This is a genomic window from Amycolatopsis benzoatilytica AK 16/65 (genome assembly GCF_000383915.1).
GTDB classification, from domain to species: Bacteria; Actinomycetota; Actinomycetes; order Mycobacteriales; family Pseudonocardiaceae; genus Amycolatopsis; species Amycolatopsis benzoatilytica.
The window spans coordinates 7,833,174-7,859,800 of sequence record NZ_KB912942.1; the positions used below are offsets into that span (position 1 = coordinate 7,833,174).

24 protein-coding genes are annotated in these 26,627 nt (G+C 70.1%); 14 read left to right on the forward strand and 10 right to left on the reverse strand.

Annotated features, from left to right (window positions below):
* Positions 1-91: 91 nt before the first annotated feature.
* Together AMYBE_RS0136645 and AMYBE_RS0136650 are read left to right on the forward strand one after the other, a co-directional pair.
* Positions 92-1,222, forward strand: coding sequence for a dipeptidase (locus AMYBE_RS0136645; protein WP_020664371.1), 1,131 nt, complete (start codon positions 92-94; stop codon positions 1,220-1,222).
* A 48-nt stretch (positions 1,223-1,270) separates the two neighbouring features.
* A complete protein-coding gene (locus tag AMYBE_RS0136650; protein WP_020664372.1) occupies positions 1,271-1,678 on the forward strand; it encodes a LapA family protein in 408 nt (135 codons plus the stop codon).
* Here the strand turns inward: AMYBE_RS0136650 and AMYBE_RS0136655 are convergent, their stop codons facing one another.
* Entirely contained in the window at positions 1,679-2,428 is a 750-nt protein-coding gene (locus AMYBE_RS0136655) for a maleylpyruvate isomerase family mycothiol-dependent enzyme (RefSeq protein ID WP_034289778.1), read from the reverse strand.
* A gap of 91 nt (positions 2,429-2,519) precedes the next feature.
* On the opposite strand from AMYBE_RS0136655, the gene AMYBE_RS0136660 reads away from it, so the two are divergent.
* The 8 genes from AMYBE_RS0136660 (at position 2,520) to AMYBE_RS0136695 (ending at position 14,573) form a co-directional block, all read left to right on the forward strand.
* Positions 2,520-3,311: an Abi-alpha family protein gene (locus tag AMYBE_RS0136660; RefSeq protein ID WP_020664374.1), complete on the forward strand. Its 792-nt coding sequence runs from the start codon at positions 2,520-2,522 to the stop codon at positions 3,309-3,311.
* Between the two features lie 5 nt (positions 3,312-3,316).
* A complete protein-coding gene (locus AMYBE_RS0136665) occupies positions 3,317-4,561 on the forward strand; it encodes a DUF445 domain-containing protein (protein ID WP_020664375.1) in 1,245 nt (414 codons plus the stop codon).
* A 72-nt stretch (positions 4,562-4,633) separates the two neighbouring features.
* A complete protein-coding gene (locus AMYBE_RS43000) occupies positions 4,634-8,023 on the forward strand; it encodes a patatin-like protein (protein ID WP_020664376.1) in 3,390 nt (1,129 codons plus the stop codon).
* Between the two features lie 270 nt (positions 8,024-8,293).
* Complete coding sequence (ectA, locus tag AMYBE_RS0136675; RefSeq protein ID WP_020664377.1) at positions 8,294-8,788, forward strand: diaminobutyrate acetyltransferase; 495 nt, start codon at positions 8,294-8,296, stop codon at positions 8,786-8,788.
* Between the two features lie 41 nt (positions 8,789-8,829).
* On the forward strand, positions 8,830-10,080 hold the full coding sequence (gene ectB / locus AMYBE_RS0136680; protein WP_020664378.1) for a diaminobutyrate--2-oxoglutarate transaminase: 1,251 nt from the start codon (positions 8,830-8,832) through the stop codon (positions 10,078-10,080).
* A 31-nt stretch (positions 10,081-10,111) separates the two neighbouring features.
* Positions 10,112-10,507 (forward strand): ectoine synthase, encoded by a 396-nt coding sequence (locus AMYBE_RS0136685; protein WP_020664379.1) that lies wholly within the window; start codon positions 10,112-10,114, stop codon positions 10,505-10,507.
* A gap of 60 nt (positions 10,508-10,567) precedes the next feature.
* Positions 10,568-11,470 (forward strand): ectoine hydroxylase, encoded by a 903-nt coding sequence (gene thpD / locus AMYBE_RS0136690; RefSeq protein WP_020664380.1) that lies wholly within the window; start codon positions 10,568-10,570, stop codon positions 11,468-11,470.
* 355 nt (positions 11,471-11,825) lie between these two features.
* Complete coding sequence (locus AMYBE_RS0136695) at positions 11,826-14,573, forward strand: AfsR/SARP family transcriptional regulator (protein ID WP_020664381.1); 2,748 nt, start codon at positions 11,826-11,828, stop codon at positions 14,571-14,573.
* Positions 14,574-15,167: 594 nt separating this feature from the next.
* Here the strand turns inward: AMYBE_RS0136695 and AMYBE_RS0136700 are convergent.
* The 6 genes from AMYBE_RS0136700 to AMYBE_RS0136725 form a co-directional block, all read right to left on the reverse strand.
* Positions 15,168-15,845 (reverse strand): hypothetical protein, encoded by a 678-nt coding sequence (locus AMYBE_RS0136700; protein ID WP_020664382.1) that lies wholly within the window; start codon positions 15,843-15,845, stop codon positions 15,168-15,170.
* 246 nt (positions 15,846-16,091) lie between these two features.
* Entirely contained in the window at positions 16,092-16,976 is an 885-nt protein-coding gene (locus AMYBE_RS0136705; protein WP_027928401.1) for a hypothetical protein, read from the reverse strand.
* Positions 16,973-17,449, reverse strand: a complete 477-nt coding sequence (locus AMYBE_RS0136710; protein ID WP_020664384.1) for a DUF6932 family protein — start codon at positions 17,447-17,449, stop codon at positions 16,973-16,975. The genes AMYBE_RS0136705 and AMYBE_RS0136710 overlap by 4 nt, the downstream gene beginning before the upstream one ends.
* Before the next feature lie 71 nt (positions 17,450-17,520).
* On the reverse strand, positions 17,521-17,961 hold the full coding sequence (locus AMYBE_RS0136715) for a hypothetical protein (protein WP_020664385.1): 441 nt from the start codon (positions 17,959-17,961) through the stop codon (positions 17,521-17,523).
* A 6-nt stretch (positions 17,962-17,967) separates the two neighbouring features.
* Positions 17,968-18,675 (reverse strand): OmpA family protein, encoded by a 708-nt coding sequence (locus AMYBE_RS0136720; RefSeq protein ID WP_020664386.1) that lies wholly within the window; start codon positions 18,673-18,675, stop codon positions 17,968-17,970.
* A 172-nt stretch (positions 18,676-18,847) separates the two neighbouring features.
* Complete coding sequence (locus AMYBE_RS0136725; protein WP_020664387.1) at positions 18,848-19,666, reverse strand: SGNH/GDSL hydrolase family protein; 819 nt, start codon at positions 19,664-19,666, stop codon at positions 18,848-18,850.
* Between the two features lie 280 nt (positions 19,667-19,946).
* Between AMYBE_RS0136725 and AMYBE_RS0136730 the strand changes: the two genes are divergently transcribed.
* A complete protein-coding gene (locus tag AMYBE_RS0136730; protein WP_020664388.1) occupies positions 19,947-20,630 on the forward strand; it encodes a DUF3159 domain-containing protein in 684 nt (227 codons plus the stop codon).
* Positions 20,631-20,720: 90 nt separating this feature from the next.
* Here AMYBE_RS0136730 and AMYBE_RS0136735 read toward each other — a convergent pair whose 3' ends face one another.
* Positions 20,721-21,683, reverse strand: a complete 963-nt coding sequence (locus tag AMYBE_RS0136735) for an N-acetylglucosamine kinase (RefSeq protein WP_020664389.1) — start codon at positions 21,681-21,683, stop codon at positions 20,721-20,723.
* Positions 21,680-22,723 (reverse strand): SIS domain-containing protein, encoded by a 1,044-nt coding sequence (locus AMYBE_RS0136740; protein WP_027928402.1) that lies wholly within the window; start codon positions 22,721-22,723, stop codon positions 21,680-21,682. Before AMYBE_RS0136740 ends, AMYBE_RS0136735 begins: the two co-directional genes overlap by 4 nt.
* Positions 22,724-22,878: 155 nt before the next feature.
* Here AMYBE_RS0136740 and AMYBE_RS0136745 point away from each other — a divergent pair, with 155 nt between their 5' ends.
* The 3 genes from AMYBE_RS0136745 to AMYBE_RS43005 are packed head-to-tail and all read left to right on the forward strand — an operon-like array spanning position 22,879 to position 25,439.
* Positions 22,879-23,628: a GntR family transcriptional regulator gene (locus AMYBE_RS0136745; RefSeq protein WP_020664391.1), complete on the forward strand. Its 750-nt coding sequence runs from the start codon at positions 22,879-22,881 to the stop codon at positions 23,626-23,628.
* Positions 23,629-23,632: 4 nt separating this feature from the next.
* Complete coding sequence (locus tag AMYBE_RS0136750; protein ID WP_020664392.1) at positions 23,633-25,138, forward strand: MFS transporter; 1,506 nt, start codon at positions 23,633-23,635, stop codon at positions 25,136-25,138.
* 28 nt (positions 25,139-25,166) lie between these two features.
* Complete coding sequence (locus AMYBE_RS43005) at positions 25,167-25,439, forward strand: hypothetical protein (protein ID WP_051124835.1); 273 nt, start codon at positions 25,167-25,169, stop codon at positions 25,437-25,439.
* Positions 25,440-25,680: 241 nt separating this feature from the next.
* On the opposite strand, the gene AMYBE_RS0136760 is transcribed toward AMYBE_RS43005, so the two are convergent.
* Positions 25,681-26,625 carry a threonine ammonia-lyase gene (locus AMYBE_RS0136760; RefSeq protein WP_020664394.1) on the reverse strand — a complete coding sequence of 315 codons (945 nt, stop codon included), beginning with the start codon at positions 26,623-26,625 and terminating at the stop codon, positions 25,681-25,683.
* Positions 26,626-26,627 lie beyond the last annotated feature (2 nt).

A 26,627-nucleotide genomic window follows, 5' to 3' on the forward strand; every position in this document is an offset into this window, starting at 1 on the left:
CTTGCGCGCGAGAGGTTCCCGGGGCAACGAAGGGGCGAGAAGGCGTTCCGGAGCACGGCGCGGCACGGGCGTGTCTCGCTAGGGTCGAGGCATGACCGAGCTGACCCGCGCGCAGAACCTGCTCGCCACCACGATCCTCGCCGACGGACACAACGATCTGCCGTGGGCGCTGCGGATGAAAGCCGGGCCCAACCCGGTCGAAGCGGTTGCCGCGGTGGACCTCACCGCGGACCAGCCGACGCTGCACACCGACTTCCCGAAGCTCGCCGCGGGCAAGCTCGGCCTGCAGTTCTGGTCGGTGTACGTGCCGTGCGAGTTCAAGGGCGACAGCGCGGTCACCGCGGTGCTCGAACAGATCGAGGTGGTGCACCAGCTGGCTGAGCGCTATCCGGACCGGCTCCGCCTGGTGACCACGGCGGACGAGGCCGAGGCTGCCTTCGCGGACGGGCGGATCGCTTCCCTGCTGGGAGCCGAAGGCGGCCACAGCATCTCGGAATCCCTTGGCGTGCTGCGGATCCTGCGCCGTCTCGGGGTCCGGTACATGACGCTGACGCACAACTTCAACACCACCTGGGCGGACTCCGGCACCGACCGGCCCGAACACGGCGGGCTGACCGAGTTCGGCCGCGAGGTCGTTCGGGAGATGAACCGGATCGGCATGCTCGTCGACCTTTCGCACGTCGCGCCGAGCACCATGCGCGCCGCGCTCGAGGTGTCCGAGGCACCGGTGATCTTCAGTCATTCGTCCTGCCGCGCGGTCAACGACCACCCCCGCAACATTCCGGACGACGTCCTCGCCCAGTTGCCCGGCAACGGCGGCGTCGCGATGGTCACCTTCGTGCCCGCCTTCGTCTCGGCCGCGGTCACCGAATGGGACAACCAGCTCAAGGCCGCCATGGAAGCCGCCGGACAGGAGTTCCTGGACCTCGGCCAGCGCGGCCGGTTCGTCGAGACCTGGGACGCGCCGCCCAAGCCGGCCACGACGGTCGCGGACGTCGTCGCGCACATCGAGCACGCCCGCGAGGTCGCCGGCATCGACCACATCGGGCTCGGCGGCGACTACGACGGCGTCGGCGCGCTGCCCGAAGGGTTGGAGGACGTGTCGAAGTATCCGGTGCTCATCGCTGCCCTGATGGAGCGCGGCTGGAGCGACGAGGACTGCGCGAAACTCGCCGGCCAGAACACGCTGCGCGTGCTGCGCGACGTCGACGCGAAGCTGTGAGCACCGCTTGAGATAGCGGATCACTGCGAGTGGGCGGACAATCACGACATGTCTCACGCGCGAAATGACGGCCCCGACCGGGTCGCGAAATCGGAGATCCCCGAGGCGCCGGGCGCCGAGGTGCCCGGCGCGCTCGACCCGGCCGGCGCTCCCGCCGGCGAAGCCGTACCGCCGGCCGTAACGAAACCGCCTGCCCGTAAACCCGGCAAGATGAAGCCGACGCGGATCAGCGGCACCTGGATCGCCGTGGTCGTGGCGATCGTGGTGCTGGCGTTCCTGCTGGTCTTCATCCTGCAGAACCTGGACACCGCGACCGTCCACTTCCTCGGCGCGTCCGGCTCGATGCCGCTCGCGGTGGCGATGCTCTTCTCCGCCATCGCGGGCGCGGCGCTGGTCGCGCTGATCGGCGGAGCGCGCATCCTCCAGCTGCGGAAACAAGCGCGCCGCCGCCGCTGATCAGAGCCGGCACCACTCCGGAGCGCGCAGGCTCAGCAGGATCTCGCATACCGCGGGATCCCCGCTGACCTGCGCCTTCGCTGCCGGAAGGCCGCTGCAGGACCGCCAGAACGCGTCCGCGTCCACCGTCAGCGTCGCGAGCGGAGACCGAGACGTGGCTGCCCCGCGGTCGATCGCCCATCCGTCCGAAGCGGCTCGCACCGTCCATCGCCCGGCCCCGTCGATCGTGCACGCCACCTGCCGCCCGGTCCGCGCGGCGATGTCGCGCAACGCCTGCGGCAGGGACCGCAGGAACGTGTCCACGACGGGCGTCCGAAACTCCGGCTCGTCGAGCAGCGGCACGCCCACCGCCTCGCGGATCTGCTGGTGGTGCACCCACTGCTCGGCATAGTCCCGGGCGACGGTCAGCCACAACGGAGCCGGTCCGTCCAGGTCGCGGTGCTTCCACAGTTCGGTCAGCTGGGCGGTGCTGTCCACGAACATCGCGAACAGCACCTCCGGCGACATCAGCCGGAACGCCGGCACCCACGCCTCGACCGGCCCGTCGCCGGCGTGCCCGTCCCGCTCCCGGGACAGCCGCCGCAGCTTCAAGCCCAGCACGTGCGCGGTGAGGTCGTGCACCGTCCACTCGCCGGCCGCCGGCTTGGCCCACTCCGCCGCCCGCAGCCCGGACAGCACGTCGATCAGCGCTTGTTCCTCGCGGGCGAGCAGCGGCAGCACGTCGATCGGCGGTCCCCACGGCGCGGTCATGCGCGTATCCAACACCCACGAGAGCGGCAGCACAGGGCCATCCGGCCTACTCGCAGGTAGCATCATCGCGAACAGCGAGGGGAGCACGCCCGTGGACTACGAGCGACCGAACGGCCGAGCCACCGCCGACGACGTGGCCAACCTCGCGCGCCGGGCTGGCCAGCTGGCCGGCTGGGCCGCGCGCGCCGGCTTCGGGCTGACCCGCAAGCTGCCCGGGATCGACACCGCCGAACGCGGCCTCAAGCAGGTCGAACGAGGGTTGCTCAGCGAGCTGCGCCGCCGCCTGGACGAGGTTGACGACCCGTACCACGCGGCGCTCACCGCGGCGTCCGCGATGAACCGGGTCGACCCCGGCAGCCGCACCGTCGAGGCGACCGTGACGCTGGTGCCCGCCCGCGACCACATCGAACCGCTGCGCGCGGCGATGGCCGAGCTGCTCAACCACTCCATCGGCTTCGGCCGCGAACGAGCCCGCGAGTACCTGTACGCGATCATCCTGCGCCAGCTCACCCCGGACGAGGCGCGCATCCTCTCCGCGCTGTCCGACGGCTCGCCGTTCCCCGCGATCGACGTCGCCGAGCGCACCGCCGTCGGCGGCACCGGCCGGATCGTGCTGCGCAACGCCTCGACGGTCGGCAAGGTGGCCGGGGTGTCTCTGCCGGACCAGGTGCCCGGCTACGTGACCCGGCTGATCGGCCTCGGACTGGTCGAACTCGACGAGGAGGTGCCCTCGCTCGAGACGCAGTACGAAATCCTGCTGACCGACGAATCGGTCCGCGAGGTGGAGAAGCAGGTGAAGCGGATCAAGATCATCCGGCGCACCGTCCACGTCTCGCGGCTAGGCGCGCAGTTCTGGCGGGCCTGCGACCCGAGCCTGGGCTGAGTCCGATGGGCGGGTTCGTGTCGGGCATCCTCGACGATTTCGTCCGGCACTGGCCGCTCTATGTCTCCATCCCGGTCGTCGCCGCGCTGATCGGGTACGGCACGAAGCTGGTCGCGATCCGGATGATGTTCCAGCCGGTGGAGTTCATCGGCGTCAAGCCGTTCTTCGGCTGGCAGGGCATCGTGCCGAAGCGTGCCGCGCGGATGGCGAGCATCGCCTGCGACACGATGACCGAGCAGTTGATCAAACCGGCCGAGGTGGTCGCCCGCCTCGACGCCGACCGGATCGCCAAGGAGATCGAGAAACCGCTGCTCGCCGCGGTCGAGGACATCGTGCGCGAGGTCGCCGGGCACTATCAGACGGGCCTGTGGGAATCGTTGCCGGTGGGCGTGCAGCGGCTGGTGATCCAGCGCGTGCAGGCCGAATCGCCGCGCATGGTCAAAGCCGTGCTGGAACTCATTCAGTCCGATGTGGACAGCGTGTTCGACCTCAAGGGCATGGTGGTCACCAGCCTGGTCAAGGACAAGCGGCTGCTCAACCGGATCTTCCAGGAAGCCGGCGCGGAGGAGTTCAAATTCATCGCCCGCTCCGGACTGGTGTTCGGCGGGCTGATCGGCGTGATCCAGATGGTCGCGTGGGTGCTGTTCAAGTTCCCGTTGATCATGCCGCTGTTCGGCCTGTTCACCGGCTGGTTCACCGACTGGCTCGCGCTGCGGATGATCTTCTACCCGCTGGAGCCGAAGAAGTACTTCGGCGTCACCTGGCAGGGCCTGTTCCTCAAGCGCCGCGCGGAAGTCGCCGAGGCGTACGGCGAGCTGATCGCCAAGGAGATCATCACCCCGCACAACGTGATCGAGGCGGTGCTGCAGGGGCCGCTGTCCGATCGCGTGCTCGCGCTGATCCAGCAGCAGCTGGACCGCGAGCTCGGCCGGGCGGCGAACGTGGCGAAACCGTTGCTGGTGTTCGCCATCGGCAGCCGCCGGTACCAGGACATGAAGCTGGCCATCTCGGAGCAGATCATGACCCGGCTGCCGGACACGATGAGCTACATCGAGGACTACGCCACCGACGCGATGGACATCCGGAACGTGCTGGTCGGCAAGATGAAGGAGCTGTCCGCGGAGGAGTTCGAGCAGCTGCTGCGGCCGGCCTTCCAGCAGGACGAATGGATTCTGATCGCGACCGGCGCGGTGCTCGGGTTCGCGGTCGGCGAGGCGCAGGTCCTGCTGCTGGAACACCTGGCGACCTGAGCGCGCGCTGTCCGGCGTCGTTGAAAGCAACCCTCTTGTGGGCGGCTGCTCGCAGCCGGGACACTGGCCGGCATGGGAGAGGGAGCGTCGGCGGTGCCGTGGCCGCAGGAAATCCGGATCGCGATGGCCATGGTGGGGGGATCCAGCCTGGCCGTGTGGATGGGCGGAGTCGCCACCGAGACGTCGGCGCTGCTGCACGCGTCGCGCACGCCGGATGATCAAGGCGGCTACCGGAAACTGCTCGATCTGCTGCACGCGTCGGTACGGCTCGACGTGCTCACCGGCACCAGCGCGGGCGGTATCAACGCCGCGTGTCTCGGTCTCGCCGAGGCGTACCGCTCGACGCCCGCGGTGCTGCGCGACACCTGGCTCACCGCCGGGTCGCTGGAAAATCTGATCCGCGACCCGAAGGAAAGCCAGCCGCGTTCAGTGCTGGACGGCGACCGGGTCCTGCTCGGCGGCTTGACCCAGGCGATGCACGACATCACCACGGCAGGCGTGGTGCCGGTCGATCCGCCGGACGTCACCGTGCTGCTCACCGGAACCATGATCGACGGCGAGACCACCCGATACGACGACGCGCTCGGCAACCGGGTGAGCGACACCGAGCATCGGATGCTGTTTCGCTTCGAAGGTCCATTGTGGAACAACCAGGTGCACGCCCCGCTCGCGCTGGCCGCCCGCTCCAGCGCGTCGTTCCCCGGCGCGTTCGAGCTGTCCCGGCTGCCGATCGGCCCGGCGGCCGCGGACCACGCGCACCCGGACATGACCGACTACACCGAACTGGTGCGCTCGCACTGGCTGGCGGACGGCGGCGTGCTGGTGAACAAGCCGCTGCGGCCGGCGATGCGGGAGATTTTCGAGCGGTCCTCGTCCACGGACGTCCGGCGGCTGCTGCTCTACGTCGTCCCGGCGGTCGGCCCGGAGGTCAAGGACCTGCCGTGCGATCCGGCGAATCCGCCGATGCTCGGCACCGCGCTGGCGAAGGTCGCCTCGACCATCATGAGCCAGACGATCAGCAGGGAGCTGGAGGAACTGAGCCAGCACAACGCTTCGGTCACCCGCACCCGGGACACCCGGGTCGCGCTCGCGTCGCTGGGCCTGCGCGGCGGGCAGCTGGTGGACGACCGGGTGCACCGGGCGTACCTGGACCGCCGGGTCGCGCTGGACGCGGCCGATCTGGTGCGCGCGGTCACCCGCCGGTTCGAAATGTCCGATGAGGACAGTTCGTGGGCGGCCGGGAATTCGGCGCTGCTGCAGGACGTCGCCGCGGACGGGCTGCGCAGCGAGATGCCGGCCGCGTTGCCCGGCGAATCGTGCACGGCCGCCGAAATGGCCGGATACCGGACTACCGCGCTGGAAGACGCGGTCGCGATGGGGTTGCAGCTGATCAATGCCGGGTTCCGGATGGGCCCGGACCAGGCGCAGGCGGCGCAGCTCAACCAGGCCCGCGTCCGGATGCACGCGGCCCGTCGCGGTGCCGCCCGTACGGTGCGGCTGCCGGCCTGGGTCGCGCGGCACGAACCACCCGCCCCGGGCACCACGTTGCACGACTGGATCGGTCAGCTCGCGAGGGAATGGGCGCACCTGGGCACGTCGGACGCGGTCCGCGAGGCGTGGCCGGAGATCACCGGTGCGCTGCGGGAGACCGCACCGGTGTTGCGAGCGTTGGCGGGCAAGGAAGTCCAGTGGTCGCAGGACGCCGCTGACACGGTGACGACGCTGCTGGACTGGTTCGGCCTGGACGACTCCGACCCCGCCGACGGATTCGTGATGGCGCGATTGTTGTTGCTGCACATGGCGACGCGCGGGCTGCTGGCCGAGACTCCGGCAGTGGACCAGCGCGTGGACCTGGTGCAGGTGAGCGCGGACAGCCGGACGCTGCTGGATCTGTCGCGTCCGCGCGGGCGCGACAAGCTGACCGGGACGCAGGCGAACAACTTCGGCGGGTTCTACAAATCGTCCTGGCGGGCGAACGACTGGATGTGGGGCCGGGTCGACGCCGCCGGCTGGCTGGTGCAGTGCCTGCTCGATCCGAACCGGCTGCGGGTGCTGCGCGACATCGTCGGGCGGGAGGAATTCCGGGAGCAGGCAAGGACGACGTTCTTGTCCATCGGCTGGCAGCCGCCTTCGCCGGCGGACAACGGGATGCCCTCGGATCTGCCCGGTTTGCTCAGCCAGCTCGGCGACGAACTCGCTTTCCTCGGCCTGGACGCGAATCTGTCGCCGGTGGAGTTCGGCGCCGGGACGCCGACGAGCATGCCGATCACCTCGATGGTGCTCGCGAAGCCGAGGCAGCTGGTCATCGCGCGGGAGGAGCTGCCGGTGCTGGCGCAGCAGGCGACGGCGGACGCGAAGGAAGGCAATGGAAAAGCTTCGGAGAGTTTCCGGAAACTGATGGCGGCGCGGCCGCTCGCTCCGGTGCGGCCTGGGCAATCCGCGGTGCACGTTCAGCCGTTGCCGCAGCCGTCCCAACCTGCCGCGGTGGCTCAGGCGGCGGCTTCGCCGGGGCAGACAGTGGCCGCTGTCCAAGCGGTAGCTCAACCCGGTCAGTCCGCCGAACTGGTTCAGCCGGGGCAAATCGCCGCGACCGTTCCGCCGCTGCCCCAGCCGGCACCGACTGCCGCACCCGCGCAGCCGGGCCGGGCCGCGGCCGGCGCAACGCCCTTGCCGCAACCGAGTCGGCCAGTGGTCGCGCAACCGCTTCCGCAGCCGAGCAATGGCCAACCGCTCCGGCAACCGAGCCAACCGGCGGCACAGCCGCTTCCTCAGCCCGGGCAAGGAATCGTCCCGCCGCTTCCGCAACCCGGGCAAGGAACCGCCCCGGCCGGCTCCTCCGACGACGCCGCACAACGCGCCTTCCAAGCCTGCCAGGTTTCCGCTGAACGCTTCGAAGGCGAACTCGGCTCCGCCCTGCTCACCAAAACGATCGTCAAAGCAGGCGCGGCCGGCCTCAATGCCGCCTCCACTGCCACCCGGGTCCCGAAAACCCTCCAGCCGCTCGCGAAATTCGCGCAGCTCAGCGGGCGCAGTACGTGGTGGGTCACCCAGGGCGCGACCCGGCTGGGCCGGCCGTGGAATCTGCTCGCCGCGGCCATCACCGCGGTCGCCGGGTTCGTGCTCGGCGGCGAAGGCGGCTCCGTGCTGCAGTGGGTCGGCCTGCCGGTGGCCGCCGGTGCGCTCGTGTTCCTCGTGGTGAGTTTGCTGTCGTTGAGGCGCACGTGGCGAATGGTGCTTACCGTGCTCGCCGTGCTTATGTTGGCAGCGTTGCTCTTTGCCGCTTTCCTCCCGCCGGTCGCCAAGCCGTTGTTCGGCTGGCTCGGCGATCTCGTCGCGGGCTGGCGGCGCGGCGAGGCCCCGCTGTGGTGGCTCGCGGTCGTCGCGCTGCTGATCCTGCCCGCGGTCTGGACTCCGGTGGCGAGCATCGGACGAGGGTTGCGGCGCGGCCGGAAGCGGCGCTGAAAACTGGCTGCGAGGTCCCGCCGGACTCGCAGCTCGGCACGGCATTTCGCGATGCTGAGTTGCGGCCGGGCGGGAAACGGCCCATCGTCTCAAGTACCAGGTCGCGCACCCACGGTGTGCGGCCCAGGCGCACGTCCATACCCAGCCTCGCGTGCGGTCAAACAGGTTTGTGGTCCTGCTCACCGGGGTAACAAGGTAGTCCCAGGTGAGGGCGGTGGACGTGGCGTGGATCGCTGGCGGCAAGAAAATTCTCTGTTACGTTTCCCAAGTATGTCCGGAAAGCACTTGATCGAATCCCCGACCAAGGCCGATGGCGCCGCCCTTTGGCGAATCGCACGTGATTCGCAGAAGCTCGATCTGAACTCGCCGTACGCGTACCTGCTGTGGTGCAAGGATTTCGCGGAGACCTCGGTCGTCGCCCGCGTCGACGGCGAAGCGGTCGGATTCGTGATCGCCTACCGGCGGCCCGCCGAGCCGGAGGCCGCGCTCGTCTGGCAGGTCGCCGTCGATGCCTCGCAGCGCGGGAAAGGCCTGGCCGGGCAGCTGCTGGACCGCCTGTACGAGCGGCTGGTCGACAACGGCGTGCGATACCTGGAAACCACCATCACCCCGGACAACGAAGCCTCGATCCGGCTGTTCGAGTCGTTCGCGAAGCGCTGGAACGCCGATCTGGAGCGCACCCGGTTGTTCGAGGTCGCCGATTTTCCGCAGGGGGAGGCGCACGAGCCCGAAGATCTTTACCGCATCGGGCCGCTGCGCCGCTAATAACCCGTCAATTTCGCCGAGTAGGAGCGAAAGAAAACGCTATGAGCATCTTCGAAGAGCTCGAATCGGAAGTACGCAGTTACAGCAGGGGGTGGCCGGTCGTCTTCGACCGGGCGCAGGGCAGCCGGCTCTACAGCGAGGACGGCAAGGCGTACCTGGACTTCTTCGCCGGTGCCGGTGCGCTGAATTACGGGCACAACAACCCGCATCTGAAGCAGGCGCTGGTCGACTACATCCAGCGCGACGGCGTGACGCACGCGCTGGACATGTTCACCGTGGCGAAGCGGGACTTCCTGGAGACCTTCCGGGACAAGATCCTCGCGCCGCGCGAGATGGACTACAAGATCGTCTTTCCGGGTCCGGGCGGCGCGAACGCGGTGGAGGCCGCGCTGAAGCTGGCGCGCAAGGTGACCGGCAAGGAGTCGGTCATCAACTTCACGAACGCCTTCCACGGCATGACGCTGGGTGCGCTGTCGGTCACCGGCAACTCGATGAAGCGCGGCGCGGCGGGCATTCCGCTGGTGCACGCCACGCCGATGCCGTACGACCAGTACTTCGACGGTGCGATGCCGGACTTCATGTACTTCGAGAAGCTGCTCCAAGACTCCGGCAGCGGCTTGAACGAGCCCGCCGCGGTGATCGTGGAGGGCGTGCAGGGCGAGGGCGGCATCAACGCCGCGCGGCTGGACTGGCTGCGCGGTCTGGACGACCTGTGCAAGCGGCACAACATCCTGCTGATCCTGGACGACGTGCAGATGGGCTGCGGCCGCACCGGCGCGTTCTTCAGCTTCGAGGACGCCGGCATCAAGCCGGACATCATCTGCTTGTCGAAGTCGATCGGCGGCTACGGCCTGCCGATGGCGCTCACGCTGATCAAGCCGGAGCTGGACGTGTGGGAGCCGGGCGAGCACAACGGCACCTTCCGCGGCATCAGCCCGGCGTTCGTGACCGCGGCCGAGGCGATCCGGGTGTACTGGAGCGACGACGAGCTGGAGAAGTCCACCAAGGCCAAGGGCGAGCGGATCGCGAGCGCGTTCAAGGACATCGTGGAGACCTATCCGGAGGCGAACCTCGTCGCGAAGGGCCGCGGGCTGGCGCGCGGTCTCGAGTTCGCGAACGGCGAGCTGGCCGGCGCGGTCTGCAAGGAAGCCTTCGACCGCGGCCTGCTGATGGAGACCTCCGGCCCGGACGGCGAGGTCATGAAGCTGCTGCCGCCGCTCACCCTGACCGACGAGGAGCTGGACGAGGGCCTGGCGATCATCGCCGAGTCCATCGCCGCCGTCCTCAAGTAAAACCGACCGAACACTGACAAGGAGCCGTCCTTTGCTGGTCCGCACGCTCGACGAGATCACCGACACCGACGCCGACATCAAGACCCCGAACTGGCGCAGCAAGCGCATCGTCCTCGCGAAGGAGGGCGTCGGCTTCTCGGTGCACGAGACCACGCTGTACGCGGGCACCGTGAACGACTTCTGGTACGCGAACCACATCGAGGCCGTTTTCATCACCTCGGGCGAGGGCGAGATCGAGGACCTCGCCACCGGCGAGGTGCACCCGCTCAAGCCGGGCACGCTTTACCTGCTCAACGACCACGACAAGCACCAGGTCCGGCCCAAGACCGAGATCAAGTGCGTGTGCGTGTTCAACCCGCCGGTCACCGGCCGTGAGGTGCACGACGAGAACGGCGTCTACCCGCTGGTCGTCGAAGAGAATTCCTGAACCCGCGCCACTCCCACCGCGAGAAAGCAGAAACGCCAGCAGAACTGGAGGCGAACCACTGTGACGATCATGGACACCCGGGTCGATGACGGTTACCCGACCCGGATCACCGGTACGCCGGAGCACCTTCCGCGCGTGCACCCCACGGTGTGGGGTACCGAGGCAGACGGCCCGATCGACGCCGCGACCCTGGCCAATCACGACGCCAAGGGCTACACGGTGGTGGACGGACTGCTCTCGCCCGGTGAGGTCCAGACGTACTGGCAGGAGGTCGTCCGGCTCTCGTCGGACGAGACGCTGCACGACGACGAACGCGTGATCACCGAAGCGCGGACCGGCGAGGTCCGCTCGATCTTCGACGTGCACGAGATCTCCGGCCTGATCGCCGAGCTGGTTCGCGACCCGCGGGTGCTCGACCGGGCCCGGCAGATCCTCGGCTCGGACGTCTACATCCACCAGAGCCGGATCAACTACATGCCGGGGTTCAAGGGCACCGGGTTCTACTGGCATTCCGACTTCGAGACCTGGCACGCCGAGGACGGGATGCCGGTGCCGCGCGCGGTGAGCTGTTCGATCGCGCTCACCGACAATTACCCGTACAACGGCGGGCTGATGGTCATGCCGGGCTCGCAGCGCACCTTCGTGCAGTGCGTCGGCGAGACCCCGGACGACAACTACAAGAGCTCGCTCAAGGACCAGCGGGTCGGCGTACCGACCAACGACGACATCACCAAGCTGGCCGCCGACCAGGGCATCGAGCAGTTCACCGGTGCCGCCGGTTCGGCGCTGTGGTTCGACTCGAACATCATGCACGGGTCCTCGAACAACATCACCCCGTATCCGCGCTCGAACATCTTCCTGGTGTTCAACAGCGTGGAGAACGCGCTGCAGCAGCCGTTCGCGGCGAGCGAGCCGCGGCCGTCGTTCATCGCCGGCCGGAACTCGACGCCGATCATGCGGTGACCAGGGCCACTGTCGCGATACGGCAGGTCGCCGGTAGCCGCGAATGTGCGCCCTGTTACGTTGTCGCCACTCCGCAGCCTGGCCGCGGGGTGCGGGCTGTCCGCGGCGATCCGGGTTCTTGCTCGGGGTGAGCCCCCCGAACCGCGGGCGGACAGCCGAAAACGGGCGGACCGGCCCCTGTCGGCCCGGCCGGCGAACACCGGGTCCGGCCCCATGCCATCAGATCGGGACTGATGGTGCGGGGCCGGACTCGTCTGTTCGGGACAGGAATTCACGAAAGAGCGGTTTCTGCGGGCTTCTCCTCACGGTAAGTTGGCCAGTCTGGCTGGGGGAGAGCCTGGAGGTGCGCGCGAGCATGGCGGAGGCCGGCGCGCGGGTCGAACTGCTCGGCCCGGTACGGCTGCTCGACGGCAGCCGTGCGGTACCCGTCGGCGGTCCCGGGGTGAGGGGGCTGCTGGCGCTGCTAGCGCTGCGCGTGGGCAAGGTGGTGCCGCTGGACGAGATCATCGATGCCTTGTGGGGCCACGACCCGCCAGCCACCGCGCGCACCATCGTGCACGGGAACGTTTCGCAGCTGCGCCGGCTGCTGCGCGAGATGGCCGATCCGGTCGCCGAGATCCACACCCGTCCGCCCGGCTACCAGCTTTCCCTGGCCCCGGAGCGGATCGACGCGCATCGCGCACGGGCGCTGCTCGAGCAGGCCGCGCTGGAATCGTCCGAACGCGCCGCCCAGCTGCTCGCCGAGGCGCTCGCGCTGTGGCAGGGCCCGACGCTGGCCGGGGTGCCGGAGTCGGTGCGGGCACCCGAGCTGGAAGACCTCCGCCGGGCGATCCACCACGCCCGGGTGGACGCCGATCTCGAACTCGGCCGGTTCGACGAGCTGATCGTGGAGCTCAGCCCGATCCTCCGAGCCGACCCGCTCGCCGAACGCACCGCCGGTCAGCTGATGCGCGCGCTCTACCACGCGGGGCGCCGGCGAGAGGCGCTCGAGCTGTACCGCACCGTCTCGCGCGCCACGCTGCGCAACCTCGGCGTCGAACCGGGGGCCGACCTGCGCTGGCTGCACGAGCGGGTGCTGAACGACGACCTGGCGGTGCGCGGCGCGTCGGCTCCGGAGCCGGCCGGAACGCCGTCCCAGTTGCCGCCTGCGCTGCCGACGCTGGCCGGGCGGGAAGAGGAAGTCGCCTGGCTGAACGGGCTCGCGGAGCACGGCGACAGCACAGTGGTGGTGTCCGGCACCGCGGGCGTGGGCAAGAGCGCGCTGGTGATCTGGTGGGCGCACCGCGCCGCCAAGCTGTTCCCGGACGGCGTGCTGTACGCGGCGCTGCACGGTTTCGACCCGCACCACGCCCCTGCCGACCCGGGCGATCTGTTGTCGCAGTTCTTGCTCGGACTGGGCGTGCCGGCCAACGAGGTGCCGGAGCAGATCCACGAGCGTGTCGCGCTGTACCGCTCGGTGATCGCCGGCCGCCGGCTGCTGGTGCTGCTCGACGACGCGCGCTCGGCCGAGCAAGTGCGTCCGCTGCTGCCGCCCGGCGCGCGGTCGATGACGGTGGTGACCAGCCGGTCCCGGCTCGAAGCGCTGGCCGTGTCGAACGCGGCGAAGCTGCGCGTGCTCGGCACTCTCGCGCCGGAGGCCGCGGTGAGCGTGATCGAGGAACTGGCCGGAGCCGCCGATTTCGACCTGAACCACGCGCTGGCCCGGCTGTGCGGCTACCTGCCGCTCGCGCTGCGGATCGCGGGAGCCCGGCTCGCCGCGAGTCCACAATGGACGATAAGCGATCTCGTCGGCGAGCTGGGCAACGAACGCACCCGGCTGGCCGGTCTGGAGGTCACCGGCGCGGACGACGGCGTGCGCGCCGCGTTCGACGTCTCCTTCCGCGGCCTGCCCGACGGCCTGGCCCGGACGCTGCTGCGGCTGGGCGCGACTCCCGCTCGGCACACCGGTGCCCACTTCACCGCGGCGGTCGCGGAGATCCCGATCGAGCAGGCCCGCCGCGAACTGCGCACGCTGGCCGCGCACAACCTGCTTGCTGAGGTCTCTCGCGACGCCTTCGCCCCGCACGACCTGGTCCGGCTGTACCTGCGCGAGCTGGCGGAGACCGAGCTGGACCCAGCCGAACGCGCCGCCGTGCTGGACCGCGCGGTCCGCTACCACCAGGCCGCATCGGACACCGCGCGCCGCAAGATGCTGCGGATCGTCGACCCGCTCGACCTGACGGGCTTGGTCCCGCCGGACGCGCTGCCGCCGCTGGGCACCTTCGACCAGGCACAGGACTGGTTCGCCGCGGAATGGCCGAACCTGCTGGCGGTCCTGGACGCCGCCCACGCGGACGGCCGCTACGCCGACGTGTGGCGGCTGGCCCGGGTCGCGCACACGTATCGCGTGGTGTGCCCGCTGTACGAGGAGTGGGTGCGGCTGGTCGACCTGGGGCTGGCCGCCGCCGAAGCCGCGAACGAGCCGCTCGGGCAGTGCTGGATGCTGATTTCCCGGTGCGCCATCGCGCTGACGTTCGAGTTGGCGCAGGACAGCCTCGCCGACGCCGAGCGCGCGGTCGGCCTGGCCACCGGATTGGACGGCCGCTCGCTGACCGTCGCCAAGATCCACCTGGGCAGCGTGCTGACCCTGCTGGGCCGCTACGACGAGGCGATCGAACGCCTGCTGGAGGCAGCGGCGGAGACCGAGCGGACCGGTGACCTGGAGCTACGCGGCCAGGCACTCAACAACTGTGCGGAAACCGAGAAGCGCGCCGGACGCCCAGCGGATGCGATCACCCACGAGCTGGCGTCGCTGGAGATCGACCGGCAGCTGGGCGACGACAGCTACGCGGTGGTGTCCCTGAACAACCTCGCGGAACTGCACCTGGACATCGGCGACCTGACGGCGGCGGAGAACTACGCGCGCGAGGCGGTGTCCCTGGCCGTCGCGCGCCAGTTCGAGCTGCAGGAAGGCATCCTGCGAGTCACCCTGGCCCGGATCCTGCGGGCGAAGGGGCAGCCTGGCCTGGCGGCCGAGCAGTACACCCTGGCGATCGCGCTGTACGAGCGGATGAACCCCCGGCAGGTCGGCGAACTGCGCGAGGAGGCGGCCGCGAACCAGTGAGCAGGCGGTCGGCAAGGGGTGCGCTTGAACAATGTTCAGGCTGGTTTCCGCAGGTCAGCGGGCTAATAATCGCGGACGCTTAGTGAATTCTTAGTCAGAGGAGGGGCACTCCGCGTAGTGTCGGCTCTAATGTCGGTGGAGCCCTAGGGGAGGGGCAGTCTGTGAAGCCGGCGACGGGACCGCAGTCGTTCGCGGACCTGGAAGAACCGCCAGGAGCGGTTCGGTGGCGGTTGGCCGGCCGACATGGGGGTAGGCCGGCCGGCCGCCAGGCCGGTTTCCAGGGGTTGACTGGTGTCTCTGCCGTCGAGCACGCGTACAGAAGCCGTCGATCACGCGCTTGGCTCGTTGAGGGGCTCCGTCCGCGGCACCCTTGGTCTGTCCGTGAAGGGCCCCTTCACGGACTTAGATTCCCTCAAGGGGCCCTTCACGGACTTCGGCGTAACTCCCAAGTGGAACCTCGGCGGAAGCCCCAGGCGTAACTCCCGAGTGGAACCTCGGCGGAAGCCCCAAGCGGACGGAACCAGGGCGAAACCTCGGGCGGAAGTGCCATACGGAAGCCCCAGGAGGAACCCGGCCGGAAGCCCCAGCGGAGAGTCACCCCACGTTGGCCGTGCACAGGGCGATCGAAGTTCCGCTGTTCTCCGCCACCTTCTTCCCGTCGACCAGGATCTGGCAGGTGATCTGGTTCGTCACCCCGGCGTTGGCGGTGTCCGCCGTCAGCGACAGGATCGGCGTCCCGCCGTTGAACGATCCGTGCCCATGCCAGTCGTCCGTGCTCGGCGGCGACTCCGCGGTCCGCTGGTCGTTCAACGTCCCGTACCGGACCGTCGCGCCGCCGGCGGAGCTCACCACGAAGTCCACCGTGTGCTTCTCGCCTGATTGCGGCGGAATGTGCAGCTCACCGGCGCGCGCCGTGCCGAACATCGACGGATACAGCGCCATCGCCCCGCACAGCAGCGCGGCCAGCGCCGAAAGCACGGTGCCGGTGAGCGCGATCCCCAAGCCGCGCATCGAGCCCTTCGAGGCCAGCACGATTCCGGTGATCCCGGCAGCCAGGCCGATCCCGGCGAGCGGCCAGCCGAGGAAGCCCCAGTCGGCGACGAACGCGACGGCCGCCGCGGAGAGGCCGAAGGCGGTGGCGAGTGCGCCGGGCCAGTTCGGCTTGCGGTGCAGGTCGTCCTGCGGAGTCTGTTGTGGACGGAGCGGACCAGGGCGGGCAGTGGTCCGGCTGTGTCGCGCAGCTGCGGCCGGATACGGCTGCTCGGTCGTCATGCGTTCCTCTTCCGGGGTGGGCTGGCGAAGACGCTAGCCCAGATTCAACCCGGCCTGGGGGAATCGTTATCGACTGACAATGTCATCCATTTACCGTGTCCCGATCAACGGGGTCATTTCCCGTCGGAATGCGCCGGAGCGCATCATTCTCGGGTCGAAAAGGCGGACTTCCGAAGGTCTCCGCACGCGACTATCGATAGCAAGCTGCCTGGGTAAACCGGCCGTGACCTGCTGGTCAACGGCGGGTCAGTGGTCGAAGAGGCTGACTTCCGGCGTGATCTCGAGCAGCTCGTGCACCGGCCGCCCGCGGCGTCCGTCGATCGTCGTGGTGCGCACGACCCGCAACCGCGCGGTGACCGGGCGGTCCAGGTTTTCCTTGATCTGGTCGAGCAGATCCTCGGCCACCGCGCCCTGAATGGTGCCGCCGGATTCGCGCTCCAGGTAGAAGATCCGCCGTCGGGTGCGGACGCCGTCCAGCCGGCCGGTCACCGTCTCGTAGCCGACTGCCTCGCGGGATTCGCGCAGACTGCCTTGCAGCACCCGCGCCTGCGCCGCCGTCATGCTCCGGGTGACCTGCTCGCCCGCGGTCGGCGTGAGCGCCATGCCGATCCCGGCGTGCTTGCTCACCGCGTTCACGACGTCGCTCACCGCGTTGCGGACGGTGTCGCGCTGCAGCAGTACCGCGTCGAGCGCGCCGTCGTCGGAACCGTTGGCGGGCAAGAAATCGCAGAGTTCCTTCACCGCCCGCTCGGACAGCGTTTCGATGCCGTCGTGGATCAGCGCGTCGTCCAGCGCCGGCTCCGGGAAGCCGAAGAAGATCGCGTTGCCCGCCTGTCCTTTTTGGATCAGCGGAGCCTTGTCCCGGTCCGCCTGCTGGACGAAGGTGACCTCATTGGACGGATTGCGGATGATGTGGCCGATCTTCGCCGTCGCGTCCTGCAGCGCCCGGCTGATGTCGGAGAAGGTGTACGCGTCGATGTGCGTCTCGCCGATCACCGACACGTGCAACAGCGGCGCGCGGGACGTCCGCTCGAACTTCGCGTTCGCCGCCATCGCCGACGCGCGGGCGAGATCGTCGAGCCACGTGCCGCCGGGAATCTCGTCGGCGATCCGCCGGAACTCGTTCCTCACCACACCATCTCCGGGATGCCTCGGCCGCCTTCGGCCCACACCGATTCCCACACGTCCTCGTCGCCGGGGCGGCAGAGGAAACCGTCGAGCATGCCGCCCACCGGCTGGATCTGGTCGAGGTACATCGCCGGCTGGCCGACGATGATGCCGCGCAGGGTCAGCAGTCCGTACAGCGCGGTGCGACCGGTGTCGTCCAGTCGCTTCAGCGCGCCCCAGTCATCGGGAAGCAGCACCACGTCCAGCCCGTGCGGTGGATGCGTGGTGCGGGTGACGAACGCGCCGCCGAGCCAGGCCCGTCCGGACGGGATCACCCGCTGGGCGACGCCGAGGTAGCTGTTGAGCGCGCTGAACACGATTTCGCGCTCGTTCTGGTGCGGCGCGTCGTAGACCAGCCGCTCGTAGACGTCGGCGAGGTCGGCGTGGTGGCGGCCCGGCGGCAGCAGGCTCTGCGGCGTCCAGTGCGGGAGCGCCATCGGACCTCCTGACGTTGTCCGGGGCCCTCGGCGCCCGCTTACCGTGCGTAGCCGAATCTACCAGGTGGGTGTCAGCCACCGCGTCCAGGCCGCCGGGGCGCGGGTTCGTCGCTGTGCGGCCAGTGCGGACTCTGCTGGTCTTGGCCGGGCCAGTTCAGTTCGCCGGACAATCGCGGCCGGAGATCGGCCTCCGGATCGGGCAGCGGGCGCGCGCCGGAGTCCGGGTAGCGGGCGTCGTACGGCTCGTCCGGGTCGACCTCCGGGTAGTCGTTGTAGACCCGCTCCGGCTCGTCCTCGTAATGCCCGTACGGCTCCTCGTAGCCGGAGTCGTACGGGTTGGCCGGGATGTGCCGGGTCTCCTCGGCGGGCTGCTCGACCGGTGCGGCGAGCGGCGCGGACGGCTGCACCGCCCGCTTCGGCCGGGCGGTGCGCATCAGCAGCCAGGTCGCCGTCGCCCCGAGCAGGAACGAGACGAGCAGCCAGAGCCAGATCTGCCCGAAGAGCCACAGCATGAGCCATCACCTCTGTTCCACTGTGATTTCGACCCGACGGTCGCCGCTCGAGGTGGGGTCCGCGCTGGCCACCGCGAGCAGCCGGTCGGACGGCACGCCCTCGTCGGTCAGCAGCCGGATGACGGTCAGCGCGCGTTTGCGGGAGAGCTTCAGCGCCGCGCCGCGCCCGCCCGGCCCGTCCGCCACCTGGCCGGTGATCCGGTAGCGGAGGTCGTTGGGGGCGTCGCGCAGGATCGGCGCGATGTCGCGCGCGGCCTGCTCGCCGTCGGAAGTCAGGTCGGCGCTGTCCGGATCGAAGGTGATCGGCGCGGCCGCGAGTTTCTGGTCCAGTTCGGCCTGGATCCCGTCGCGGTCGGTCGGCGGCGCCGACGGCGGCGGGGCGGCGGACGAAGTCGGCGGACTGGCCGGCGGGGTGGTCGACGGGGGCGCGGACGGAGAAGGTACTGACGAGGCCGGCCCGGTCCCGCCGGACACCGTCGCGGACTCGACGCCTTCGACGCCCTGCACGACCCCCAGTGCCCGCCCGGCCTGCTCGGCCGGGAACCCGGAGAGCGTGGCCTGGCGGCCGGAGAACTGGACATTGCCGCCGACCAGCCCGGCCGCGTCGAGCGCGGAGCGTGACCGGGCGGAGAGATCATCCTGGATCCCGCCGGCCTGCAGCCAGGTGACCAGGCCCGCGAGCAGGGCGGTGACCACCACCGCCACGGGGATCACGCGAAGCCACCCTCGTGCACCGGACATAAATATTGACCATATGCCGGGCTCGTCCGCTTGGCGACCTGGTCCGCACCGCCGTTCGGGTGGCTCTCGCCGCGCGGGCTGGTGCCGACGGCCGCCTCCCGCGCGGCGCCGGAGCGGATCCGGGCGTCCGCGCGGGAGGCGGCGGTCAGGAAGCGGTCGCGTTGCCCCGTACGTCGAAGTCGAGGCCGGCCGGGTCGTTCGGCACCAGCGGGGCCAGCTGCGGCCGCTTCGGTGACAGACCGTCACCCATCGACTCGCCGCGCAGCTGGCGGCGGATCCACGGCAGCAGGTGCACCTTCGTCCAGGCCAGGTCGGACTTGCGCGAGGTCATCCAGGTGGCCGGTTCGGTGCTCGGCGGGTACGGCTCGCGCCAGTCCTCGGTCACCGGCACGCCCAGCACCTCGGCGGCGTGCAGCGCGATCCGGCGGTGCGCGTCCGGCGTGAAGTGCAGCCGGTCGTCGCTCCAGGCTCGCTGGTCGTGCAGCGGCTCCATCGTCCAGAGGTCGACCATCTTCGCGCCGTGCCGGGCCGCGATCGCCCACAGGTGCGTGTTGTAGATCGCGACCTTGCCGCGCAGCACGCTCATCACCGACAGCTGCTTGGTGTCCGGCCCGTTGAAGATCACCACCGGGATGCCGGCGGCGGTCAGCTTCGCCACGCCCGCTTCGAACCGGGCGGCGATCGCGTCGACGTCCACGCCCGGGACGATGACGTCGTTGCCGCCCGCGCACAGGGTGACCAGATCCGGCTTCAGGTCCAGAGCGATCGGAACCTGCTCGTCCATGATCTCGTCGAGCATCTTGCCGCGCAGGGACAGGTTCGCGTACTGGAAACCGGCCTCCTCGCCGGCCAGCATCTCGGCGAGCCGGTCGGCCCAGCCGCGGAACGTCCCGTCCGGCCGCTCGTCGTTGAGGCCCTCGGTGAAGCTGTCCCCGATGGCCACATAGCTGTTGATCCCGTACACGCTGGGTTCCCCTTTCCCGTCAGTGCGCGCCTGTTCCCCGTGAAGATTCCCCGGATGTAGTTGTACACCCCAACTAACAGTCGGACGTCCCCGTATCCTTCCCGTCGGACATGACGAGTTTGACGAGATGTCACAGTCTCTTACTTTGTCGGGGGTTTCCGCCTCCGCATTACGGTATTTTCACCGGGAGGAAGCTCGCGAACCGGGCACTGCCAGGCACGTTGTGGGCTAGATCTCCCGGCCTGGGGGTTCCGCCGCGAGTTGCGGCAGGCTGGTAGCCGTGACAGACGAGACCCCGAAGCCGCCGGCGCGGGAGTCGCTCACCCAGATTCTCGGCGGACGGCGGGGTGCGATCGACGCGAGCGTCCCGCCGGTCGCGTTCGTCGTCGGCTGGCTCGCGGCCGGGCAATCGATTGCCTGGGGTGCCGGAGCGGCGATCGCGGTGGCCGTGCTGCTCGGCGCGTACCGGCTGATCCGCGGCGACAAAGCGCGGGCGGTAGTGGTGAGCCTGGCCGCGGTGGTGATCGCGGCGTTGATCGCGATGCACACCGGCCGCGCGGAGGACTTCTTCCTGCTGCAGCTGTTCTCGAACGCGGCGAGCGCGCTGCTGTTCGCGGCGAGTATCGCGGTGCGCTGGCCGCTGCTGGGCGTGATCGTCGGGCTGCTGATCGGGCAGAAGAGCCGGTGGCGGCGCGACCCGGCGCTGCTGCGCTCGTATTCGTGGGCGAGCGGCGTGTGGGTGCTGCAGTACTTGCTGCGCGTCGTGGTCTACGGCCTGCTGTGGTGGACCGGGCAGGTGGTTGCGCTCGGAGTGGCGCGCACGGTGCTTTCCTGGCCGCTGGTGGCGGCGACGGTGGCGGTGAGCGGCTGGGTGCTCTACCGGACCTTGCCTGCCGGTCACCCGGGCCTTCGACTGGCGGAAGACCCGGGTGCGGCGGGGTCCGGAACCGGACCTCGGACGTAAGGCGGCCCCCGGCGAGGGGGGAGGGTCCGGGGGCCGGTTCCTACGGTACCTGGACCCGAGGGGTTGAGTCGACGGTTTCGACTCTTCCGCTCAAGTTTTGGTGGCATTCACCCGTCGGGATGGTCTTGGGGTGTCCTCGCCCCACGCGTCGACGGCGGCGAGCCAGGCCGCCCCGAGCACGCCATCGGAGCTGGTCAAGACGGTAAGACCGGCGAATTCCGCGCGTACCCGGGTGCCTACCGGGCTGTCTTCGGCGAGCACGCTGCCGACGAGGACGACCGGAGTTTTTTCTCCCGGCTCGCGCGTGGCGCGGGCGACCCGCACGAGTTCCGTTGCACCCCGGGCAACAATTTCGGTCGCTCCCGGTTCCCCGGCCGCGGCGGCGGCGCTCACGAACGGCGCGTAGCGCGCCAGCCGGATCGGCGGCTCCGCATTGGCGCGGGTGACAAGCGCCCACATCGCGGCGGCGCGATCGGACAAGTCCACTCCGGACGGTCCGAACGCCTCGGCCAGGACCGCCTCGGGCAACCCGTCGAGCGGTCCGTCGCCCTCCAGCGCGGCGAGCGTGGCTCGGACGGCTTCGCGACCGAGCCAGAAACCGGAGCCTTCGTCGCCGAGAAGCCAGCCGTGGCCACCGGAACTGCGGACCATCCGGCGATCGCGGACGCGGCCCGCGATCGAGCCGGTCCCGGCGACGAGCACGGTTCCGTCCGGTTCGGACGTTGCCGACGCGTAAGCCACTTCGGCGTCGTTGACGGTACGAACCCGGCCGCTGAGGCCGATCCGCTCCCACGCCGCGCTGAACTCCGCGGCGACCGCGGGGTCGGACAGCTTGCTTTCGCCTGCCATGCCGACGACGACGCCGGCGACGTCCCGCTCGCCGGCCAACGCGTGTTCGATCGCCCCGGCGATCCGGGCGGCCGCCTCCGCGGGCGGGTGCGAGTTGGGGTTCGCACCCGCCGCGGTGCCGGTGCCGTGCACGACGCCGGCCGAGTCGACCGCGATCGCCCGGGTCGACGTGCCGCCGGCGTCCACGCCTACGACGAGGGTCACCGGGTCTTGGTCACCTTCAGCAGGCCGCGCGGGTTGTCCGGGTTGCCGCCGCGAGCGAGCGACAGGCCCAGCGCGATCCGCTGGATCGGCAGGATTTCCAGGACCGGGGCCAGTTCTTCGGCGGTCGGCGCGACCGGGATGCGCAGCGCGGCGGGCATTTCGCCGCTGGCGGAACCGACCGCGAGCACGTCCGCGCCGCGCTCGGTGACGGCCTGCAGCACCTCGCGAGTCGCCTCGCCGCCGCGACCGACGCTGGTGGCGGCGAGCACGGCGGTTTCGCCGTTGACCGCCGCGACCGGGCCGTGCAACAGGTCCGCGCCGCTGTACGCCCGAGCCGCGAGGTAGCTCGTCTCGGCCAGCTTCAGCGACGCTTCGAGTGCGGTGGCGTAGGAGTAGCCGCGGCCAGTGGTGAGAACGCGGTCGACAAAGCGATAGCGGTCCACCGCGCGCTGTACGCCTTCGACCGCGCCGTCGAGGGTCTGCTGGGCCAGTTCGCCGATGTTCTCGGCGTCCTCGCCCTTGCCGCCGCGGATGGCGTCGATGAACAGGTACAGCGCCATCAGCGTGGCGGAGTACGTCTTGGTTGCCGCGACTGCTTTCTCGACGCCGGCGCCGATGTCGACGCCCAGCTCCGCGGCCGCGCTCAGCGGCGAGTCCGGGGTGTTCGTGACCGACACGGTCAGCGCGCCCTGGCGGCGGGCGGTCTCGGTGACCTCGATCAGGTCCGGCGAACCGCCGCTCTGGCTGACCGTGATGAACAGCACGTCCCGCAGATCGGGACGGGCGCCGTAGAGCGTCGCGGTGGACGGCGAAACCAGGCCGGCCGGCAGGCCGAGGAGTACCTCGATCAGGTACTTCGCGTAAAGCGCGCCGTGGTCGCTGGAACCGCGCGCGGCGAGCAGCGCGAAGCGGGGCGGGTTCTTGGCGATCTGCCCGGCGACCTCCGCGATCCCGGACCGCCGCTCGACCAGTCCGGCCAGAATGCCGGGCTGCTCCGAGATTTCCGCGGCCATGTGCTCGCCGGGGCGTAGTTGGGTCATCACTTTCCTCTCCGCCGGGACGGGCGTCCCGGTGTGCTGAGCGGCGTCCGGTCAGGTCTAGACCAATGCTAGCTGGGCGGAGCGGGTCGGGAGAAGGGTACGTTTCTTCACGGGCAGTGGCGCGTTAATCTGGGAAGACTTTGAGGGAGTCGGTAATGCTGGAGACACCCCCCGCGGGCGAGGCGGGGACTGCTGCGCGCGGGCAGCGCGAACCCAAGTACTGGGCGCTGAAGCAGCATCTGCTCGACTTGCTGGACGCCATGCCGCCGGGATCGCCGATCCCGACCGAGCGCGCGCTGGCCGGCGAGTTCACCGTGTCGCGCACGACGGTGCGCCAGGCGCTGGCGGACCTCACCGCGGAGGGCAGGCTCCACCGGGTCCAGGGCAAGGGCACGTTCGCCGCGGAACCGAAGCTCGCCCAGCGGCTGCAGCTGTCCTCCTACACCGAGGACATGCGCAAGCAGGGCCTGAAGCCGTCGTCGCAGCTGCTGGAAATGGAAGAGCTGCCGGTCGAAGGCGAAATGGCGAAACTTCTTCAGATTCGCAACGGGGCAAAGATTCTTCGGCTGCGCCGGCTCCGGCTGGCCGACGGCCAGCCGATGGCACTCGAGACCACGCACCTGCCGCTGGGCCGGTTCCGCGGCCTGCGCAAGCACATCACCGCGGGCGGTTCGCTGTACGCGGTGTTGCGCGAGCACTACGGCGTGGAGCTGGAACGAGCCGAGGAGACCATCGAGACCTCGCTGGCCGGGCCGCAGGAAGCGGAAATCCTCGGCGCGGACGTCGGCATGCCGGTGATGATGCTGACCCGGCATTCGTTCGCCACCGACGGCAAGCCGGTCGAGTTCGCCCGCGCGGTCTACCGCGGCGACCGGTACAAGTTCGTCACCACGCTGCTGCCCTGATCGCGTGACCGCGCCGGGCGGAACGAGCATCCGCTGGGGCACGTCCGCCGCCCGCGGCGTGCTCTGGACGACGATCCTCGGGTCGGGCATGGCCATGCTCGACGGCACCATCGTGAACGTCGCGCTGCCGCGGATCGGCGAGGAGCTGGGAGCTTCGGTAGCCGGGCTGCAGTGGATCCTCGACGGCTACCTGCTGGCGCTGGCCGCGCTGATCCTGGTCGCCGGGTCACTGGGCGACCGCTACGGCAGGCGGCGGGTCTACCTGGTCGGCGTGGTCTGGTTCGGCCTCGCGTCCGGGCTGTGCGCGGCGGCGACGTCCACCGGGATGCTGGTGGCGTTCCGGGTGCTGCAAGGCGTCGGCGGTGCCCTGCTCACGCCTGGGTCGCTGGCGATCCTGCAGTCGTCCTTCGCGCACGACGACCGGGCCCGCGCGATCGGGGCCTGGTCCGGTCTCGGCGGGATCGCGGCCGCGGTCGGGCCGCTGCTCGGCGGGCTGCTGGTGCAGGCGTGGTCGTGGCGGCTGGCGTTCCTGATCAATGTGCCGCTCGCGGTGGTCGTGGTGCTGATGGCGCGCCGGTTCGTGCCGGAATCGCGGGACACCGCCGCCACCGGGCACCCGGACTACTTCGCCGCCGCGGTCGGCGCGGTGGGCCTGGCCGGGCTGACCGGCGCGCTGGTCGAGGCGCCGGTGCACGGGGCCGGCGACCCGGTGGTGCTGAGCGCGCTGGCGGTCGGGGTCGCCGGGCTTGCGGTGTTCCTCTGGCTCCAGCACCGGGCGGCCGAGCCGCTGGTGCCGCCCATGCTGTTCCGCGACCGCACGTTCACCCTGTCGAACGCGCTGACCTTCGTGGTTTACGCGGCGCTCGGCGGCGTGATGATGCTGCTGGTGCTGCAGCTGCAGGTCTCGCTGGGCTACTCGCCGACGCTGGCCGGGCTCGCCGGCCTTCCGATCACGGTCATCATGCTGCTGCTGTCCGGCCGCTCGGGCGCGCTGGCACAGCGGATCGGGCCGCGGCTGCAGCTGGTGGCCGGTCCGATCGTGGTCGGGGCCGGAATGTTGTTGCTGACGCGGGTGGAACCGGGTTCGTCGTATCTCGGTTCGGTGCTGCCCGCGGTGGTCGTGTTCGGACTCGGACTGGCCACTGTGGTCGCTCCGGTGACCGCGACGGTGCTCGCCGCGGCCCCCGACCGGTACGCCGGGGTCGCCTCCGGCGTCAACAATGCGATAGCCCGTTCGGGTGGACTTCTTGCGGTCGCGGTGTTGCCCGCGGCCGCCGGGCTGACCGGATCGGCCTACCGGGATCCGGTCGCGCTGACCGCCGGATGGCGTACCGCGCTCGTGATCTGCGCGGTCCTGGCGATCGCCGGCGGGCTTATCGCGTTAGGAATTCACAACGGGGTGCTGGGTTCGTCGGCCGCGGAACCGGATGAATCGCCGCATCCCGGCGAGTGTCTGCACTGTGGGGTCGAGGGCCCGCCGACGCACGTCCATCCGGGCGGCCGGCACTGAAACTGGGGCGCAGCGGCAGAGCCGGACCGTGCTGTATCCGGACGACCCGGCCGCGCGCGAGCTGTTCGAGCGGATTGGCCGGGCCCCGGTGCCGCGGGACGAGCCGGCCCTGGAGGTGCTCAGCGCGTCGACCGCGACGTTCGCCGCGCACCTCGACTATCTCGCGACGATCGCCGGGTGGATGGTCACGCACGGGGTGGCCGCGGAGGCCGCCTCGGAGTACGTGACGCACGTGTTCGCCAAGGTCGGGAAGTCGCTGTCGGGAAGTCGCTGTCGGGCGGCGGTTCGCTGGCCGAGCTGATCACCCGGCACACGACGCCGGGCGGGATCAACGAGCAGCTGCTGACCGGGTTGCGCCGGGACGGGATGCCGGACCTGGTGCGCAGCGGGCTGGACGCAGTGCTGGCCCGGCTGCGCCACTAGCCCGCACCCCAATGCCACATTGGGTGCGTGGGATGCATCCAATGTGGCATTGGGTGCGTGGGACGCAGCGAATGTGGCATTGGGTGCGTGGGATGCACCCAATGCCACATTGGGGCTCGTCAGGCCAGCAGTTCCGCGAGCATCTTCGGGTCGATGTTGCCGCCGGAGACGATCGCCACCGTGCGGCCGCCGGGCAGCTCGTCGGCGTGGTGCAGGTACGCGGCCGGGGCGGTGGCCCCGCTCGGCTCGGTCACCAGCCGGCCTTGGCGGGCGAGCACGCGCACGGTGTCGCGGATCTCGTCCTCGGTCACCGTGATCATGCCGTCGAGCACGCGTTGCAGGTGCGCGAAGGTCAGCTCGGACGGCTCCGCGCGCAGCCCGTCTGCGATCGTGCGGGCGCGGTCGGCCACCGGCCACGCGACGCGTTCGCCGGCGCGCAGGCTGGCCGCGGTGTCGGCGGCCAGTTCCGGCTCGACGCCGTAGACCTTCGCGTTCGGGCACTTCGCCTTGATCGCCGTGCCGACGCCGGAGGCGAACCCGCCGCCGCTCACCGGGACCAGCACCGTGTCGACGTCCGCCAGGTCCTCGGCGATTTCCAGGCCGGCGGTGCCCTGTCCGGCGATCACGTCCGGATGGTCGAACGGCGGGATGAGGGTGAGCCCGCGCTCCGCCATGATCGCGTGCGCGGCCGACTCGCGTTCGGCGATCGGCACCTCGCGCACCTCCGCGCCCCAGCGGAGGGTGGCTTCGACCTTCAGCCGCGGCGTGACGTCGGGCACCACGATGACCGCCGGGATGCCGAATTCGCGGGCCGCGTAAGCGACCGCTTGCGCATGGTTGCCACTTGAGTACGCGACTACTCCGCGTTCCCGCTCGGTGTCGCTGAGCGCCGCGATCGCGTTGTACGCGCCGCGGATCTTGAACGCGCCGATCGGTTGCAGGCTCTCGGGTTTCACCCAGAATTCGCCCGGAGCCCAGAGCTGGCGCAGCAACGGGGTGCGCACCGCGGAGCCCTTGATCCGCCCTGCGGCGGCCTCGATGTCGGAGATCGTCACGAAGTCCATGC

What these genes read in the sequence shown, in the direction of transcription:
- AMYBE_RS43000 (WP_020664376.1), top strand. Translation starts at nt 4,634, where the DNA reads ATGGGAGAGGGAGCGTCGGCGGTGCCGTGGCCGCAGGAAATCCGGATC.
- AMYBE_RS0136655 (WP_034289778.1), bottom strand. Translation starts at nt 2,428, where the DNA reads ATGACCGCGCCGTGGGGACCGCCGATCGACGTGCTGCCGCTGCTCGCC.
- AMYBE_RS0136695 (WP_020664381.1), top strand. Translation starts at nt 11,826, where the DNA reads ATGGCGGAGGCCGGCGCGCGGGTCGAACTGCTCGGCCCGGTACGGCTG.
- AMYBE_RS0136700 (WP_020664382.1), bottom strand. Translation starts at nt 15,845, where the DNA reads ATGACGACCGAGCAGCCGTATCCGGCCGCAGCTGCGCGACACAGCCGG.
- ectB (WP_020664378.1), top strand. Translation starts at nt 8,830, where the DNA reads ATGAGCATCTTCGAAGAGCTCGAATCGGAAGTACGCAGTTACAGCAGG.
- AMYBE_RS0136665 (WP_020664375.1), top strand. Translation starts at nt 3,317, where the DNA reads ATGGGCGGGTTCGTGTCGGGCATCCTCGACGATTTCGTCCGGCACTGG.
- AMYBE_RS0136715 (WP_020664385.1), bottom strand. Translation starts at nt 17,961, where the DNA reads ATGCTGTGGCTCTTCGGGCAGATCTGGCTCTGGCTGCTCGTCTCGTTC.
- AMYBE_RS0136645 (WP_020664371.1), top strand. Translation starts at nt 92, where the DNA reads ATGACCGAGCTGACCCGCGCGCAGAACCTGCTCGCCACCACGATCCTC.
- AMYBE_RS0136745 (WP_020664391.1), top strand. Translation starts at nt 22,879, where the DNA reads ATGCTGGAGACACCCCCCGCGGGCGAGGCGGGGACTGCTGCGCGCGGG.
- AMYBE_RS0136710 (WP_020664384.1), bottom strand. Translation starts at nt 17,449, where the DNA reads ATGGCGCTCCCGCACTGGACGCCGCAGAGCCTGCTGCCGCCGGGCCGC.
- AMYBE_RS0136740 (WP_027928402.1), bottom strand. Translation starts at nt 22,723, where the DNA reads ATGACCCAACTACGCCCCGGCGAGCACATGGCCGCGGAAATCTCGGAG.
- AMYBE_RS0136760 (WP_020664394.1), bottom strand. Translation starts at nt 26,625, where the DNA reads ATGGACTTCGTGACGATCTCCGACATCGAGGCCGCCGCAGGGCGGATC.
- ectA (WP_020664377.1), top strand. Translation starts at nt 8,294, where the DNA reads ATGTCCGGAAAGCACTTGATCGAATCCCCGACCAAGGCCGATGGCGCC.
- AMYBE_RS0136650 (WP_020664372.1), top strand. Translation starts at nt 1,271, where the DNA reads ATGTCTCACGCGCGAAATGACGGCCCCGACCGGGTCGCGAAATCGGAG.